10 protein-coding genes are annotated in these 17752 nt (G+C 40.1%); 6 read left to right on the top strand and 4 right to left on the bottom strand.

Features of this window, described 5'->3' with window-relative positions; all coding sequences use genetic code 11:
- Positions 1 to 10 precede the first annotated feature (10 nt).
- Entirely contained in the window at positions 11 to 976 is a 966-nt protein-coding gene (locus ACFSR8_RS16330) for a retropepsin-like aspartic protease (RefSeq protein WP_380293997.1), read from the top strand.
- Complete coding sequence (locus ACFSR8_RS16325; protein ID WP_380293995.1) at positions 973 to 1938, top strand: glycogen-binding domain-containing protein; 966 nt, start codon at positions 973 to 975, stop codon at positions 1936 to 1938. Before ACFSR8_RS16330 ends, ACFSR8_RS16325 begins: the two co-directional genes overlap by 4 nt.
- Before the next feature lie 10 nt (positions 1939 to 1948).
- Here the strand turns inward: ACFSR8_RS16325 and ACFSR8_RS16320 are convergent, their stop codons facing one another.
- Together ACFSR8_RS16320 and ACFSR8_RS16315 are read right to left on the bottom strand one after the other, a co-directional pair.
- Entirely contained in the window at positions 1949 to 2626 is a 678-nt protein-coding gene (locus tag ACFSR8_RS16320) for a hypothetical protein (RefSeq protein ID WP_380293993.1), read from the bottom strand.
- A 136-nt stretch (positions 2627 to 2762) separates the two neighbouring features.
- On the bottom strand, positions 2763 to 5111 hold the full coding sequence (locus ACFSR8_RS16315) for an ATP-dependent helicase (protein WP_380293991.1): 2349 nt from the start codon (positions 5109 to 5111) through the stop codon (positions 2763 to 2765).
- 129 nt (positions 5112 to 5240) lie between these two features.
- Between ACFSR8_RS16315 and ACFSR8_RS16310 the strand changes: the two genes are divergently transcribed.
- Positions 5241 to 6809: an FMN-binding glutamate synthase family protein gene (locus tag ACFSR8_RS16310; RefSeq protein WP_380293989.1), complete on the top strand. Its 1569-nt coding sequence runs from the start codon at positions 5241 to 5243 to the stop codon at positions 6807 to 6809.
- Positions 6810 to 6814: 5 nt separating this feature from the next.
- Complete coding sequence (locus ACFSR8_RS16305; protein ID WP_380293987.1) at positions 6815 to 7336, top strand: DUF7935 family protein; 522 nt, start codon at positions 6815 to 6817, stop codon at positions 7334 to 7336.
- A 64-nt stretch (positions 7337 to 7400) separates the two neighbouring features.
- Here ACFSR8_RS16305 and ACFSR8_RS16300 read toward each other — a convergent pair whose 3' ends face one another.
- Positions 7401 to 8315, bottom strand: a complete 915-nt coding sequence (locus ACFSR8_RS16300) for a patatin-like phospholipase family protein (protein WP_380293985.1) — start codon at positions 8313 to 8315, stop codon at positions 7401 to 7403.
- A gap of 182 nt (positions 8316 to 8497) precedes the next feature.
- Here ACFSR8_RS16300 and ACFSR8_RS16295 point away from each other — a divergent pair, with 182 nt between their 5' ends.
- Positions 8498 to 14605, top strand: coding sequence for a PKD domain-containing protein (locus ACFSR8_RS16295; protein WP_380293983.1), 6108 nt, complete (start codon positions 8498 to 8500; stop codon positions 14603 to 14605).
- Between the two features lie 5 nt (positions 14606 to 14610).
- On the top strand, positions 14611 to 15615 hold the full coding sequence (locus ACFSR8_RS16290) for a PorP/SprF family type IX secretion system membrane protein (protein WP_380293981.1): 1005 nt from the start codon (positions 14611 to 14613) through the stop codon (positions 15613 to 15615).
- 90 nt (positions 15616 to 15705) lie between these two features.
- Here the strand turns inward: ACFSR8_RS16290 and ACFSR8_RS16285 are convergent, their stop codons facing one another.
- Positions 15706 to 17691 carry a M1 family metallopeptidase gene (locus ACFSR8_RS16285; protein WP_380293979.1) on the bottom strand — a complete coding sequence of 662 codons (1986 nt, stop codon included), beginning with the start codon at positions 17689 to 17691 and terminating at the stop codon, positions 15706 to 15708.
- Positions 17692 to 17752 lie beyond the last annotated feature (61 nt).

The raw sequence follows: 17752 nt of genomic DNA, 5'->3' as shown, positions 1-17752 counted from the left end.
TCTATAAGATATGAGACAGCCAATTTTAACCATAACCCTTTTCTTTCTTTACGTTTGCAACACTTTTGCCAATGGGGGCTACAACCCTCCTATTCTATTTTCAAAGGCTGAGATTCTTAATGAAAATACCACCAGAATTCCTTTCAAATTGGTGGATCATTTAATGGTTGTGGAAGCCGAACTATTGGATCAAAAAGGCAATTTTATTATCGATACGGGCTCAGAAGCCATGATTTTGAATAGAGTCCATTTTGGGAGGCTTTATGATTTCCAACGAAATTCCAGCAAAACTTCCGGCGTAAACCAAGTTTTGGACCATTCCTACAGAAGATATGTCAAGGAATTTGATTTGAACGGTTTTGTCTATCATGACAAGGTTTCTGACGTTATCGATTTATCCCACATTGAATCTAGTAAAAAGATTAAATTATTAGGTATAATTGGCTATAATATCCTAAAGGATTACGAAGTTTTCATCGATTTGTATTTGAACCAAATCACGCTGACTAAAGTGGATAAATTCGGTAACAAGCTGAACGACAAAGTGTATTTGGAAAAAATCGTGGACAGCATCGATTTCACATTAAAAAAACATACCATTGTGGTCAACGGCTTTATCAACAATCAAAAGGTGAAACTGGGAATTGACACTGGGGCGGAATTCAATCAAATCAATAAAAGCGTCAACAGAAAGGCGAGACGTTACTTTATTCCAAAGAAAAGATTAAAACTACAGGGCGTAAGCGGTAAAAGCATTCATGTTTTGGCAGGGAAATTGCATCGTGTTAAATTAAATGATAACATTTATTTTGGGCCGATGTTTACCGTGCTAACAAATCTCAATGCCATGAACGAAGCTTTTGGAACGCAACTGGATGGCATTTTAGGCTATGAATTTTTTGCACAAAAACGGACCATAATCAATTATCAAAAAGAAAAATTGTATTTTATCACCTATCCGTTAAGTACGCAATGAAGCAATTATCGGCATATTTCTTTTTAATTTTCTCTTTTGTAATCTTAAATTTTCAGGCGCAGAGCCAAGATTTTAAAGGCTATAAAATCGAAAACGACACCGTTGTTTTTAGGTTTGATGTAAGGGATTATTCCAAATTCACAAAAGAAAAGACCGGTCAGATTTTAGAATTTGCCGATTTGGATATCGTAAACGTGGCAGTTTCAGGTGACTTCAATTTATGGTCGCGGGACCATTGGCAAATGCAAAAGGTTTCCGATTCGCTTTTCGAACTGAAAAAAAGCATCCACGATTTTAACGATGAATTTTCGTGGGAATTTAAATATGTCATCAATAACGCCTATTGGGCGGAACCTTCCAAATACGACCCCAATTCTTCCAAGGCCCTAAAAAATGGAAAACGGTTGCGTGGTATTTATAATCTGAAAATGTACACGGCCTATCCAGATGAGGATGGAAATGCGACTTTTAAATTAAAAGGCTATAAAGATGCCAAAAAAGTGATTGTTGCTGGCTCATTTAACAAATGGAACGAGCATTTATTTAAAATGAATAAAACGGATGATGGCTGGGAACTGACATTGCAAATGAAGCCTGACCGATATCAATACCGTTATATCGTGGACGGCCAGTGGATGGAAGACCCTCATAACCCCAATAAAACTAGGAATGAGTTCCACGAGTATAATTCCGTTTTAGACATTAAACAATACACAACCTTTAAGTTAAAAGGTTACACAAACGCTGAAAAAGTAATACTGGCAGGCTCGTTCAATGGGTGGAACGAGCGCCAACTGGAAATGGAAAGAAAAGAATACGGTTGGAAATACACTCTTCCCCTTTCAGGAGGCAAGCACCACTATAAGTTTATCGTAGATGGCAAATGGATAGTGGATCCTGATAACCCTGTAAAGGAATATGATGGTGATGGGCATGTTAATTCAGTAAGGATGGTAAAATGATTTCCTTTCTTTATCGCATTCTGTTGCCTTGTCGATTACCAAATTGACCACCTCCACCTCTGTTTGGCCCACCTTGAGACGAATTACTAGAGGGCATTCTCGGGTTCAAAGTTTCCTTAATCCGCTTTTGATATTTTAGCCATCTGGCATATTGTTTTTTATTGAGGTACTCCAAAAGCTTATTGTTTAGGATTTCCTCTTGACGCATCACCTCCATACGAACTGGCCTGATTTTTTTCCGGCTTTCTAGCATGGCAGTTCGCATGGGATTATCTTCATTGGGTTGAGACATTCCACTTTGACCACCGTCCATCATATTTTGAATACGCAGGGCCATGGCTATGTTCTTTGCAGTATTCATATAAATATTCAAGGTATCGAAATTGTAGGTATTCATAAATCTAAGTTCCTCTATTTTGGAATTATAATTAATGACGGCCTGTTTTACCTTGATTTCTAAGTTTTTATTCTTTTTAATTTTAATCTTTTTCACAACCTCGGCTTCATCATAATAAAAAATCCCAGCCTGTTTATAAGCATCAAAATCAGGGGTTTGACGCTCCTGAAAACCCTGACCTCCTCTTTGTCCGCCACCTTGGCCTCGACCTCCCTGCATGCCGTTACCCGGAGGTTGAGCGTACAAAGCCGTTGACAAAAACACAAAGATGAGCAGCATGAAAGGTTTCATAAGCTATTCCTTAAAAATGACATGATTAATAGGTTTTGGTTGTTATTGAAATTAAAGGTTTAATGTATTTGATGCTTATTTTATAAAAAACTGGCGGTAATGGACAGAAAAAGCAATCCTTTGTCCGAAAACGGATTTATCCAATCACCTCTAATTTAGCAAAGCGCAACAATAATTTTTTATTCCCTCCAGTTTCAAACTTTATTTCCGCTTTGGTATCTGCTCCAGAGCCTTCTATTTTAAGGACTTCACCTTTTCCAAAACGGATATGCTTAACGATATTACCCACTGCCAATTTGCTATCAAAAAGATTGGCCGATCCGTTACTGCTTTTTGAAACAGGCTTCAAATTTTTAGGAGCTGTAGCTTGAAAATTTTCTGGAGTTTTTCTGGGCGTACCCTTCTTCGGTTGCAATTGCTTTGCAGGTTTATAACGAATCTTATTGGGCGAAACCTTGTTGGGTTCCACATCCCCAAAAATACTGGCATCCAACATGGGGTTGTATCGGCGTTCTTCTATCGGCGTCACAATATCCAAATATTGCTCGTCGATTTCTTCAATAAAACGGCTCGGCTCGGCATCAATTAGTTTTCCCCAACGGTAGCGAGACAAAGCATAAGTTAAATAGGCCTGTTTCTCGGCTCGGGTCAAGGCAACATAAAATAAGCGACGTTCCTCCTCCAATTCGCTTCGCGTATTCATGCTCATGGCACTTGGGAACAAATCTTCCTCCAATCCCACGATAAACACATATGGAAATTCCAAACCTTTCGCCAAATGGATAGTCATTAACGCTACATGGTCGCTATCCCCTTTATCATTGTCCAAATCTGAAGCCAAAGCTACATCTTCCAGAAATTCAGCTAAAGAACCTGTGGCATCCGCGATTTCCTTTTGCCCTTCCACAAAATCCTTCATACCATTGAGCAGTTCTTCGATGTTTTCCATTCGGGCTGCACCTTCGGGCGTACCGTCTTTATTGAATTCACGAATCAATCCGCTACTTTTTGTGACGTGCTCAGCCAATTCAAACACATCCGCATTTTGGTTCATCACTTGATAGCTTTCAATCAATGTGGCGAAGTTTTCGAGCCTGGCTTTCGTACCGGAATTGATTTTAATCTCAACTTTATCCAGGTTTTTAATCACATCAAAAATACTGCGATCCAAACCGTTGGCCGCCACAACCAATTTGTCAACCGTAGTTTGCCCAATGCCACGTGGCGGAAAGTTAATGACGCGTTTTAAAGCTTCTTCATCAGCAGGGTTAATAACCAAACGCAAATAGGACAACACATCCTTGATTTCCTTGCGCTGATAAAAGGACAGGCCTCCATAAATACGGTACTTGATATCCCGTTTCCTTAAGGCATCCTCAATGGCACGGGATTGTGCATTGGTACGGTACAGAACAGCAAACTCACTATTGGGCACATGCTCCTGCATTTTGGTCTCAAAAATGGTACTTGCTACGTAGCGCCCTTCGTCCCCATCGGTGAGCGAACGATTCACCTTGATTTTTGCTCCTTCGTCATTGGCCGTCCAAACCACTTTATCCAACTTGGTTTGGTTTTTATCAATAATGGAATTGGCCGCGTTGACGATATTTTTGGTGGAGCGGTAATTTTGTTCCAAACGGAATACCTTCACATCATCATAATCCTTTTGGAAATTCAAAATATTATTGATGTTTGCACCCCTAAACGCATAGATACTCTGGGCATCATCACCTACCACGCAAATATTTTGAAACTTATCAGAAAGCGCACGAACGATCAAATATTGAGAATGGTTGGTGTCTTGATACTCATCCACCAAAATATATTTAAATCGATTTTGGTATTTGGCCAAAGCATCTGGAAAGCGGGTCAACAATTCATTGGTTTTCAATAATAAATCATCAAAATCCATGGCGCCCGCCTTAAAACAACGGTCCACATAGGCTTTGTAGATATCGCCCATCCGCGGTCTTCTCGCCATGGTGTCGGCTTCAATCAATTCTGGGTTTTGAAAATAGGCACGCACTGTAATCAAACTATTTTTATAGGACGAAATTCTGGAACGAATCTGTTTATATTTATAAATATCCTTATCCAAATTCATTTCCTTGATGATAGATGCAATTAGCCTATCGGAATCCTGCGTGTCATAAATGGTGAAGTTGCTGGGATAGCCCAACCGATCTGCTTCAATCCGAAGAATTTTGGCAAACACGGAATGAAACGTCCCCATCCAAAGGTTTTTGGCCTCACTATCGCCCACTATGGCCGCGATACGTGATTTCATTTCCCGTGCCGCTTTATTGGTAAATGTTAAGGCCAAAATGTTAAAGGGGTCAATCCCCTTGCTCATCATGTAAGCAATACGAAAGGTAAGCACGCGTGTTTTACCCGAACCCGCCCCTGCAATCACTATCATTGGGCCTTCAATCTGAATGGTGGGTTCTAACTGCGCGCTGTTTAATTGGTCTAAATATGATTTCAAATTTCAATCTTTTTCAATAAGTGAAAATAACCAATGTTTGTGGCTTATCGGGTTAGAATTATCAATAATTATAAACAATTCAGAATTATATTTTTTGAATATCTTTAGGCGTACTTTCAAATTCAAAATATGGACAACGTTCTAGAGTTTTTATCCTCTATGCCTTGGTGGCTATGGATCATTATTGCATTGGCAATCATTACACTTAGAGATATTTTCCAAAAAAAACACACTATAATCCACAATTTCCCTTTGGTGGGGCATTTAAGGTATTGGTTGGAAAGTATTGGCCCGGAAATGCGCCAGTATTTTGTAGCTAATAACAGAGAGGAACTTCCATTTAATCGCATTGAACGCAGTTGGGTGTATGCCTCTTCTAAAAAAGAAAACAATTATGAGGGTTTTGGTACGGATAGGGATATTTACGAGCATCAGCACATTTTTATCAATAATGCGATGATGCCTTTTAAGTTGAAAAAAGGACACCCGAACGTAACAGACAGCACCTTTTTACCATGTGCAAAAGTGATCGGGACTTACAATAAACGCAAGAGACCTTACAGGCCGGCTTCTATCATTAATGTTTCAGCAATGAGTTTTGGCTCGTTGTCTGCAAAGGCTGTAGAATCGATGAACAAAGGTGTAGCCTTAGTGGATGCCTACCATAATACAGGTGAAGGTGGACTGTCGCCATATCACAGTAATGGTGGAGATGTGGTATTTCATTTCGGAACGGGTTATTTTGGCGTGCGTTCTGAGGATGGTAATTTTTCCATGAAAAAGATGGTAAAATTGGTAGAAGACAATCCTTTTGTTAGAGCCATTGAAGTTAAATTGTCCCAAGGCGCAAAGCCCGGTAAAGGTGGTGTCCTTCCAGGAAAAAAAATTACTAAGGAAATTGCTGGAATTCGTGGTGTCGAAGTAGGAAAAACAGTGTTGTCCCCTCCTACCCATAAGGCGTTTTCCAATGTGCCAGAAATGCTGGATTTTATTGAAGATATTGCCGAAAACACCGGGCTACCGGTTGGTATTAAAGCAGCCATTGGCAAATTAGACCAATGGGAGGAGCTGGCAGATCTAATGTTGAAAACTGGTAAAGGTCCAGATTTTATTACCATAGATGGCGGTGAAGGTGGTACTGGGGCTGCGCCTCCGAGTTTTGCAGATCACGTGTCATTGCCCTGGGTATATGGCTTTGCGGATATTTACAAGCTATTCAAAACAAAGGGGCTTTGCGAACGCGTGGTATTTATCGGTAGTGGCAAACTGGGTTTTCCAGCAAAGGCGGCCATGGCTTTTGCAATGGGTGTGGACTGTATTAACGTGGCACGTGAGGCCATGCTGAGTATCGGTTGTATCCAAGCACAAATATGTCATACAAACCGCTGTCCGACTGGAATTGCCACACAAAGCAAGTGGTTGCAAAATGGCATTGATCCTTCTTTAAAATCGGTGCGATTGGCACAATATTTTAAAACCTTTAGAAAAGAATTGATTGAAATTACCCATGCTGCCGGATATGAACATCCGTGTCAGTTTAAAATGAGCGATATTGAAATGAATGTAGATGACCATAATTTATCAAAGGAGTTGGATAAAACCTACATGTATAATAAGTCTCCCGTCCCTTTTGAAAGTATGCAACATTTGAAAGATTGCGTATATTTGGGAGGTATCCCTAAAACCAAAAACATATAAAACATATGGAGCCGAGCAGAATCATCGAGATATTTTTATATGCCCTTCCAGCTTTGATCACGGGTATTGTTGCCTATCATTTTTTTAGAATGCACACCCAAAATGAAGATGGTCGCCGTAGGTTTTTGTTGAAAAAGGACATACAAGCTACTTCTCTTCCACTTCGCCTTCAGGCTTATGAGCGTTTGACGCTTTTCTTAGAAAGGATTTCTCCAAATAAATTGCTCATAAGAGTAGCTCCAACATCTTCTGATAAAGATAGTTACGAAGCATTATTGATACAAAGTATTCAACAAGAAATGGAACACAATTTAACTCAGCAAATCTACGTTTCAGAAAAGTGCTGGAGTGTGATTAGTACTGCAAAAAGTGCTACGGTGCAACTGATTAGAAAAGCCAACCTTTCGGAAAAAACAGATTCAGCCGACAAACTCCGTGAAGTACTTTTGACCGAAATGATGGAACGCCCCTCACCTAGCGATGCGGCACTTTCTATATTGAAGGAAGAGGTTCGGGAATTGTGGTGATGAGAAGTCAAAAGGTTTGTAGTTTTAAGCATGCCCAAACCATGACCATCAACTAAAAACAATCCTATTTATCCAACCGCAACTCATTGGAATCCGCCTGTCCACTCTTTTGCTTGGCATAATCCCAGCCTTGTTGCCACCAGGACCTCATCAGTTTCTTGTTGAAAATCAATGAGTTCTCTGTAAGTTTTGATGGAGTATAGTATAGATTTAATTGTACGTTTCTGTTTTTAGCGGCAAGTTTTCCAATAGTGACATCGTTACGTTCTAGTTGGTCCGATAGATGCCCGAAAAGGTTAATCATCAGCGAAAATGGATTTTTCCCTAAGACCTTATTGTATTCCATGGTTTCGGCCTCTAAAACAATGGCATCTACTTCCGTAGCACCTCTTAAAATCGCCTCCCGAATAGGGACTACGCAACCTAAACCACCATCGGCATATTCAAAACCTTCCCGTTTCGCCAAGGACATAAACGGAATATAATTGCACGAAATCCAAATCCAATCGCAGAACTCCTCGTAGGTATAATCTTTGATAGACTTATACTCTACCCTATTTTTTGAAAGGTTGGATACCGTAACCACAACATCGTCCTTGGTCGTTCTTATAAAATCGTATTCCTTGCGGGTGAAATACTTTTTAATATGCTTTTTCAGCGCTTTACTTTCACCAAAAGTCCTTTTAAACTTAATAAACTGCCAAAGCACATTCAAGAAATCAATGGAAACAAATTCCCGCTTTCCTTTTTTCCGTAAAACGAAAGGATTGACACTAAAGATATCATGCTGTTGCACATTAGTATAGGCATGGTAAATCTTATCAATTTCGCCTGCAGCAAGGTGCGGCACCAACAAACTTCCTGTGGAAGTGCCCAAAAAAATGTCGTAATCACGCCCCTCAACTTCCATCAAGTATTGGGCAACCCCTCCTGCGTAGGCACCTTTACTTCCTCCTCCTGATATGACTAGGGCTTTCATAATTCAAATTAGTTCATAAATATAACAATTATGGGTTTACCTTATGGATGATAAACATCATTTTGAAATCTATACCCAATACTAGGTATTTTATAGAAAAAAATCCACATTAGCACGAAATTTAGTTTAATAGGTTATAAAGAATATCTATTTTAGATGCTGCTATTAACCTATTCCTGACTATGCCAAAAAGATTATTTCGTGTTGCGCTTTATTCCGCCTTGATAATCGCATCCATCTTCGCCGTAAATCATGTTGAACACAATTTAGCGAGTACCTTAAAGGAACATGTTGCTTTAAACTTAAGGAGCAAGATAAACCTCCTTTTGCCACCATCGGCATCTATTTCTGGGACTACTGGCGTTTGCATCAATAGTACACCCAATCCTCAAATAACGTTTACTGGAAGTGCTGGGTCGGCGCCATATACCTTTACTTATACAATAAACGGTGGTGCACAACAAACCATTTCAACGGCAGGAAGTAACACTACTGTAAATCTACCTGTTAGTACGGCAACAGCGGGCACGTTTACCTATCAATTGATTTCTGTTGAGGATAATGCATCAGAAACCGCGAACGTATCTGGAACAGCAACCGTAAACGTTCACGATTTGCCAACTGTAGATTTTACTTTTAATAATGACAATGCCTGCTCCGGAACACCTGTAAACTTTACAACTAATGTTACAGGAGCCAGTCCTTTTACCTATAGTTGGAATTTTGGTGACGGCAATTCATCAAACAATAATAACCCCACTCATGTTTTTGACGCGTTGGGCTGTGCCACTCAAACCTTTAATGTAACACTTACGGTTACTGATACTAACGGATGTGTATCGGCTATTACCAAAACGATTGATGTAAGGCAAAAACCAAGGCTGGAGTTTTTTGATGCTGATAACCAGTTTGACCCTTTTAATAATTGTGGTAATAATACTTTGGATCCATCTTATACCATTAATGTTAGAATGGGAAGCAATACATCTACGTGCATTGGCTCCTTTGATATCGACTGGGGTGATGGAAGCCCAATTGAAACGGGAGTCACTTTCCCTGCATCGCACACTTATACGCAACTTGGTTCTTTCAATATGGATATTACGGGTAGAGGCACCAATTGCGATAACACCATGCGGTATCTCATCAAAAACTCAAGCAACCCAACGGGGGCCATAGTAAACCCTGGAAATACGGTAAATCTATGTCTTCCGGTTAATGCAATTGACTTTGCCATTGGGTCATGGGCTACCAATCCGCCAGACACTGTCTATTTTGTGGATTATGGCGATGGTACGACAGAAACTTATACTCAAGGAGAATTAGAATCCTCAACACATTTTGACCCTGCTGACCCCATAAATTCCGAAGATTTCCCAATACCTCATACCTATACAGAAACGAGTTGCCCAAATAGTTATACTGTTTTTTTGAACATACTCACTTCCTGTGGACAAACGAATTTAACGGCAGGCCCTATCATTATTCTGAGAAAACCGCAAGTAGCTTTTGAAGACCCACCAAATAGTTGTGTCAATACCCCGGTTCAATTTAATAATACATCGCTTGATGGATATTCTAATAATTGCTCCGTAAATGATGGCTATTTTTGGGATTTTGGGGATGGCAATACCTCCACCCAAAGAAACCCAATACATACTTACACTTCAACAGGAAATTTTGATGTAGAATTATACGCCGTAAATTCTTGTGGTGAAACAGAGCGAATTATTAAAACCATCTGTATTGAACCGGAATTGGTGGCCGATTTCACTTTAAGTTCTGATAACGGCTGTACTCCACTAGGTATTGATGCAACAAACACCACCGATTTAACGGATAGCTGTGGTGGCGTAACATATCTATGGGAAGTAGCTTATACTTCAGGCTTTTGTGGGACAACTTTTGGGCAATGGAACTTTACCAACGGTACGGATCAAAACTCAGCTTCGCCTTCTTTTGAATTTATAAGTGCAGGAACATATACGCTTACCTTGACCACGACTAATACTTGTGGGACTGATTCCAAGTCAGAAACCGTAGAAGTAAAACGACCTCCTACTGTTGCTATTAATTCAATTGCAGATTTTTGTGGCACAGCTTCAATTGATCCAGTTGCCAATGTGGACACCTGCGCGCCTGCTTCGGAAACTGTCACTTATGAATGGCTTTTTCCTGGTGGGACCCCAGCCACTGCAAACACTCTAAATCCTGGAACAATTGCCTACAGTACTCCGGGAAATTATACGGTGACCCTAAACGTCATGACAAGTTGCGGGACAACAACGGATACAGAAGATTTCACAATAAACGAAATTCCATCCATCACCAATACGGACTTGACCCAAACCATTTGCTCTGGGACGTCTACTGTTGAAACCGTTTTAAACTCAACCATAAGTGGTACAACCTATTCTTGGACGGCTACTGCTCCTGCTGGTGTTTCAGGATATATTGCAAACGGAACTACGAGCACGATTCCCGCCCAGACCATATTTAATTCGAATACAACTTCTGAGGATGTTACCTACACCATCACACCATTTAATGGCAATTGTGCTGGCGCACCAGTTAATTTAGTAATTACTGTTGATCCTGCACCAGAATTCACAAGTCAGCCTCAATCCGAGACCATTTGTGAAAATGGCCCGATCAATGATTTATCAGTCACCGTAAACGGACCAGGAACACCGACCTATCAATGGTATAGTAATACGGTGAACAATACAACATCAGGAACAGCTATTGGTGGTGAAACAAATGCAACGTATTCACCACCAAATACTCCTGTTGGGGTGACTTATTATTATGTGATTGCGAGGTTTACCTCCGGAGCTGGCTGCGATGAAATTATTTCGGATGTTGCCCGTATTGAAATAGTGGACGGTATTCAAATCGATAACCAACCACTTCCTACGCAAAGCATTTGTGTTGGCGGAGATATCAATAATGATTTAACCGTGACACATTCTGGAGGAACGGGGACAGTGTCATACCAGTGGTATTCGAATAACACTAATGCAAATACGGGAGGCACTTTAATTCCCGGAGCCACTAATATCAACTATATGCCTCCAACCTTTACAGTTGCGGGAAGCTATTACTACTATGTTGAAGTTTCAATCAGTGGAAGCGGTTGTACTCCCGTTACCAGTGAAGTTGCTGAAGTTATTGTTGTGGATGATCCAATTATTACTTCACAACCTTTGACTACCCAAACCATCTGCCAAGGTACAACGCCTCAGGATTTGGAAGTAGTGGTTTCAGGAGGTATTGGGAGCACTTATGACTATCAATGGTACAGCAATACAACCAATAACAGCACCGGGGGCACTGCGATTTCAGGTGCCACAAACGCGGTTTATACACCTCCAACGGGAACCGTTGGCACTCAGTACTATTATGTTGTCATCTCGCAAACGGATCCAGGTTGTGGTGTCACTAGTACGGTTTCGGAAGTAATTGTCAACCCCGCTCCTACGATTACCAACCAACCTATTTCAGAAACGATTTGTTTTGGCGAAAGCTTCAATACGCTGTCTATTTCAACAGCTAATGGCGTAGGTGCCCCGTCATATCAGTGGTATAGCAACACTATGAATGACACTTCTTCTGGCACAGTAATTAGTGGTGAAACAGGAACGAGTTACACTCCACCTTCTGGTACCATAGGAACAGTTTATTACTATGTAATTATAACATACTCCTCAGGAGGATGCACCCAAATTATTTCCGAAGTAGCTGAAAACACTGTAAATGAAACGCCAAATATCAGCAATAAAACAGATGTGATTTGTAGTGGCACTTCTTTTGATATTAGTCCAACCAGTTCAGGCGTAGACATTGCCCCAGCAGGCACAACTTACACTTGGACAGCTCCCACTATAAGTCCTGCAGGAGCCGTTACCGGCTCATCGCAAGAAAACACACCTCAAACTTCAATATCCCAAACATTGGTGAACAATACCACTAATCCAGCAACTGTAACTTATATGGTTACACCGACTTTAGGGGCCTGTGTTGGAGCAACTTTTGAAGTCGAAATCACAGTAAACCCTTCAATCAGCATTACTTCAATCCAAAACAATAGTTTGTGCTATTTAGATAGCGGAGGTTCGTTAGAAATCACCATATCTGGAGGTGTTCCGTTTTCATCCGGAAACCCTTATCAAATTAATTGGACCGGCCCTTCAGGCTATACCAGTACCAACGAGGATATTTTCAATTTGGCACCCGGTGATTATACCGTCTCGATTTTGGACGATGGCGGTTGCCCATTTTCAGAAACATTTACAATAACGGAACCGGACGAGCTTATTTTTAGTTCAGTCGATTTTGATGCCGAAACCATTTCCTGTTTTGGAGCAAACGATGGCTCCATTAGTATCGAGGTTACGGGAGGCACGACACCCTACACCTATAATTGGACAAGAAACGGAACGGCCTACAGCAGTGATGAAGACCTGACCAATTTAGGGCCTGGTTTATATGAAATCACAGTGGTAGATGCCAATAATTGTACGCCAATTATCCAAAGTTTTGATATAGTTGAACCTCCCGAATTGCAGGTTACCCTTGACAGCAAGGTTGATGTGATTTGTTTTGGGGAAGCCACCGGCGAAATAAATATTAATATCATTGGAGGAAGACCTTTTGAAACTTCCCCTAGTGTTTTTGATTATACCTATAGTTGGACGGGGCCAAATAGTTTTGCGAGTACAACTCAAAACTTAACGGGGTTGATCGCAGGAACATATAATGTTACAGTCACGGATAGATCAAATTGTTCGGCCATGTTGGAAGTAGTTGTCAATCAATCCGATGAAATCATTATTGACACTACCGCTACGGAAATTGAATGTTATGGGGATAACGACGCTTCTATAACCATCAATTCTATTACCGGAGGCAATGCGCCCTATGATGTGGCTTGGAGTAATTTGGGTTCAGGAATATCTCAAACCAATCTGTCACCCGGAACATATGTTATTACAGTAACGGATGCCACCAATTGCGTAAAAGAAGCCACCGTGATAATTGCTGAGCCTCCAATCTTTAGAATTACCCCTGAGGTTCAAAACGTCTCATGTTTTGGAGCAAATGACGCTCGAATTATTTTAAATTTAGAAGGTGGCATTGACCCTGTTAATTTAAATTGGGATGATGATCCAACCGCTGGTGTGGAACGCAACAACATCGGCCCAGGCACGTACACGGTGACAATTACGGACGGAAAGCCCTGTGTCATTACAGAAACCTTTATCATTACAGAACCCGCACCTTTGGATATTTCCGGGACAAAAACTGATGCTTTGGATTGTGATGATGCCAATACTGGTAGTATTAATGCTATTGTCACTGGGGGGACTTTGCCCTTCACTTATCAATGGTCTAATGGGGCAACTACTGAGGATTTAAGTAATATTCCTCCAGGTGATTATACCCTAAATGTTACCGACGCCAATAACTGTACTATTTCAAAAAACTTTACCATCAATAGGTTTGAACCTCTGGAAATTGAAGTGGATATTATTACCGATTTCGATTGCTCTGCAAAAACGGTTGACCAGTCATTTGTGGCCAGACCCAGAGGAGGCGTTCCGCCTTATCAAATCAATTGGTCTAGTGGAAACATAAGTGGCGTGAATAATGAGGTAATGCAAACGGATATCAACGGCCTAGTGATTATTGATGTTACGGATAGTCTAGGTTGCACTACTTCATTGTCGTACAATGTCGATATTCCAGAGCTTGGCGATCCTGATTTCGATATAAGTTCCTTTGCATTCACCAATTTTGGATTTTATTCCATTGAAGACCCTATTCAATTTACAAATTTAGCTACCGGTGATTTTGTTGGTGTGTCGTGGGATTTTGGTGATGGCAGTATTTCGAATGAAGAAAACCCGATACATATCTATCAAAATGAAGGAACATATAATGTAACGCAAACAGTGGTCTATCCTTTTGATTGCGTGTACACAAGAACCATCACTTTGGTAATTCAAAAAGGCTATAACCTGATTGTGCCAAATGCCTTTACCCCAAATAGCGACAGCTTAAACGAACGATTTGCCCCAGCTCAAATAGCGTTGTCCAATATGAAATTTGAAATTTACGACACTTGGGGTAGTATGATTTACTCCGAAGAAGGCAATAGTTTAAGGGGCTGGGACGGAAAAATTAAAGACTCTGAAGCCGAAAACGGAAACTACTATTACACTTTCTCAGGCGAGACGTTTTACGGCAGGACCATAACGAATAAAGGTGTTGTGGTACTAATAAAATAGAAGAAATGAAAGCGAAATTATTTTTCATCACACTACTGGTTTGCTTTTGTTTCAAAGCAAAAGCGCAAGACCCAATTTTTACTCAATATTTTATGGTGCCAGAAACTTTGAATCCCGGATTTTCAGGGTTTGAGCAAGCTACCTATTTTGGAGTGATGCACCGCACGCAATGGCCCCATTTGGATTTGCAGGTGGATACCCAATATGCCTTTTTGAATACCTGGTTGGAATCATCGCGAGATGGCATGGGTGTTGGTTTTAGTATTTTGAATCAGCATGAAACCAGTACCAATTACAACCATTTTCAGTTTAACGGAAACTTTGCGTACATCGTTTCCTTGGCCAACGATTGGTATTTTAGGCCAGCTATAGAAGTGGGTTACGGTATGAAATCATTTAACTTTAGAAATCTGTTGCTTGCGGACCAAATTAATATCAATGCCGGAACCATTAGTGCTGCTTCAGGCGATCCTTTAGCATCGAATGCAAATAATAGGATTGTTTTTTTTGATTTTACGGCAGGATTTGTTTTTGATAAGAAAAACAGAAGAAACAATACCGATTTATGGCTGGGTGCGGCTGTTAAGCATTTAAATCAGCCGAATATTTCATTTATAGATAATGCCAACGTGCCTCTGGATATCCTATATACCATTCACGGCAATTATAGATTTGAATATTACGACCATAACGACATGATTTTGTCCCTAAACTACATGCAGCAAGGCCAATTCAACCGTTTGGATTTGGCTGCAACTATAAAGCTTCACAAGTTGTTTTTGGGAGCCATGGCCGTCACAAATCCTGCAAAAAACAGTGGCAACAGCCATTTACTAACATCTGTAAATGCATTGGTAGGCTTGGAGTTTGAACGTCTTCGCTTTGGGTTTTCCTATGATTTTAATACCTCAAACATTGGACGTACCGACGGGGTTTATGAATTATCCATCACATATTTAGCGGATTGTTTGATTTGTAGAAGCCCGACGAATAATGAGCGACGTAAATAGACACAAATTTCACGTACTAGCACGAATTACTTTAGCCTTGGGATTCCTCCCCTATTTTAGGGGAGGTGCCGAATGCGGAGGGGTAAAATACTAGTCTGCCTCCAAAAGCGACCTAGCAAACTTCTTAAACCGCCAGTTATGATGGGTGGTAGCCTGTTCTAAATTTGCCTTACATTCTTCATTGCAAGCTTGTATCTGATGTAAATATTGAAAGGCGCTTTGGCGCACCTCAAAACCATACTTCGGACTGGTATAATCCGTCAATTCATGAAAGTATTTTGCTTTGCTTTCGGGTTCGTAATCTTCAGTAATTAAAGCTAGAGTCAACCAAAGCATACGTACATTTTTATCGTTAAAGCCGATGATGTCTTTGGTTTGTTCTAAATACTTAATTCTGTCTTCGGGAAAGTTTTTCCATAGATTGAACAATGTGGTTTCGACAGTGATATAGGATTTGTCGTTTAGGAGGGATTCGTAATCCATTTTGAGTTCTTGGGGAATTTCCCTTAAAGTCCGCGCGATGGCTTGTCGGGGCTTGATGCCTTTAATTTCAGTGATTTCTCTTGAGATGCCTCCGGGCATCCTCCGGATAATCTCTGATATCAAGTCATTATTCTTATTATTTAACACGAAATCCTTGCAAGCATTTGCATCTTGCTCACAATCTAATTGTAAAAATCCTTTATAATCTATGGAAGTCAAATAGAAAAACTCTTCCATTTCATGATAATGCAATTCTGATGAAACCAACCATTTATTTATAAAATTAGTCAAATCCTCCCCACTACTCTTTTCAACTGCACTAATAAAATCATCAGTATCCACATTTTGAAACTGATGCTTCAACAGATAATTTTTAACAGCAGTTCTAAAGGCCTCATCCCCTACTTTTTCGCGCAATAGATGCAACACCCAACAGCCTTTTTTATAAAACGTGGTGCTACTGGATTTTGGGTTTAGTAACGATGTACTTTGTCCCGCTTTATCTTGCGCCAATAATTCTTGGGCGTATTCGTAAAGTCGCCAATAGTAATAGTCCTCCCCAAAAATGTCCTTTTCAGCTAAAAGGGCGTAGTAGGTCGCAAAGCCTTCCTGCAGCCAATGATGGGTTCCCGAGGTGGCCGTTACCAAATTCCCAAACCACTGATGGGCCAATTCGTGGGCATTGATATTAACAAAATTGCGATCCACAAATCCAATGGAATCCACCACAAAACTATCGGAATAAATATTTAGGGTGGTGTTTTCCATCCCGGCATATAAAAAGTCCTTTACCGGCACCATCTTATAGTTTTGCCATGGATAAGGCACTCCGATTTCTTCTTCCAAAAAATCGAACATCTGTTTGGTGTAACGATAAGTAGGTTCAAACTTTGATGAATCTTGGGGATAATAATACATTTCCAAAGGAATGCCACTTTTGGAATATTCGACCTTCTTTTTGTATTTCCCAATAGCCAAGGCCACCAAATAACTAGGCATGGGCTGTTCCATATCGTAATGCCAAGTGATGGTGGAATCGTTGATTTGTTTATTTGTTAGGTTACCGTTGGCGATTACCTCGTAATTTTTATCGAAAGTTATGGATAAATCGAACTCAATTTTTTCATTCATATCGTCTATAGATGGCAACCAGTTACTTGTGTACTTACCTTGACCTTGGGTCCAGACTTGTTGATTACCATTATTATAATCCCAATCAATGAAGTAGAGGGCTTTTTTGGGAGAACAAGAATAGTTTAAATTTAGTTCGAACACCTGCCCTTTTTTGAATTTATTATAAACGATTATATGTTTTGAGTTGTTTTGATATTTTATTCCTTGATATTCTGTATGGATGTGAGGTTGTACTTCTAAAAGTTGTTTACTAATTACTTTTATGTTTTGAGCATCCAAATAAATGGAATCCACATCTTTCATGATTTCAAAAGTGCATTCATAACTTCCATAAACTTTGTTTTGTGAAACATCAAAACCAATATCGGAGTGAATTCTTAAAAAATCAACATATTCCGTTTGTTGCGAAGAGCAAAGAAAAAAAGACAAAATCAGAGATATAAAGAAAATTTTTTTCATACAGAATCACCACAATTTTCAGACCAAAATAGCACTTTTAATCTTAATTGAAATACCCTAA

Source organism: Hyunsoonleella rubra (assembly GCF_042684665.1).
GTDB classification, from domain to species: Bacteria; Bacteroidota; Bacteroidia; order Flavobacteriales; family Flavobacteriaceae; genus Jejuia; species Jejuia rubra.
Note: the sequence above shows the minus strand (reverse complement) of the source record. Positions and strands in the feature narration are given on the sequence as shown.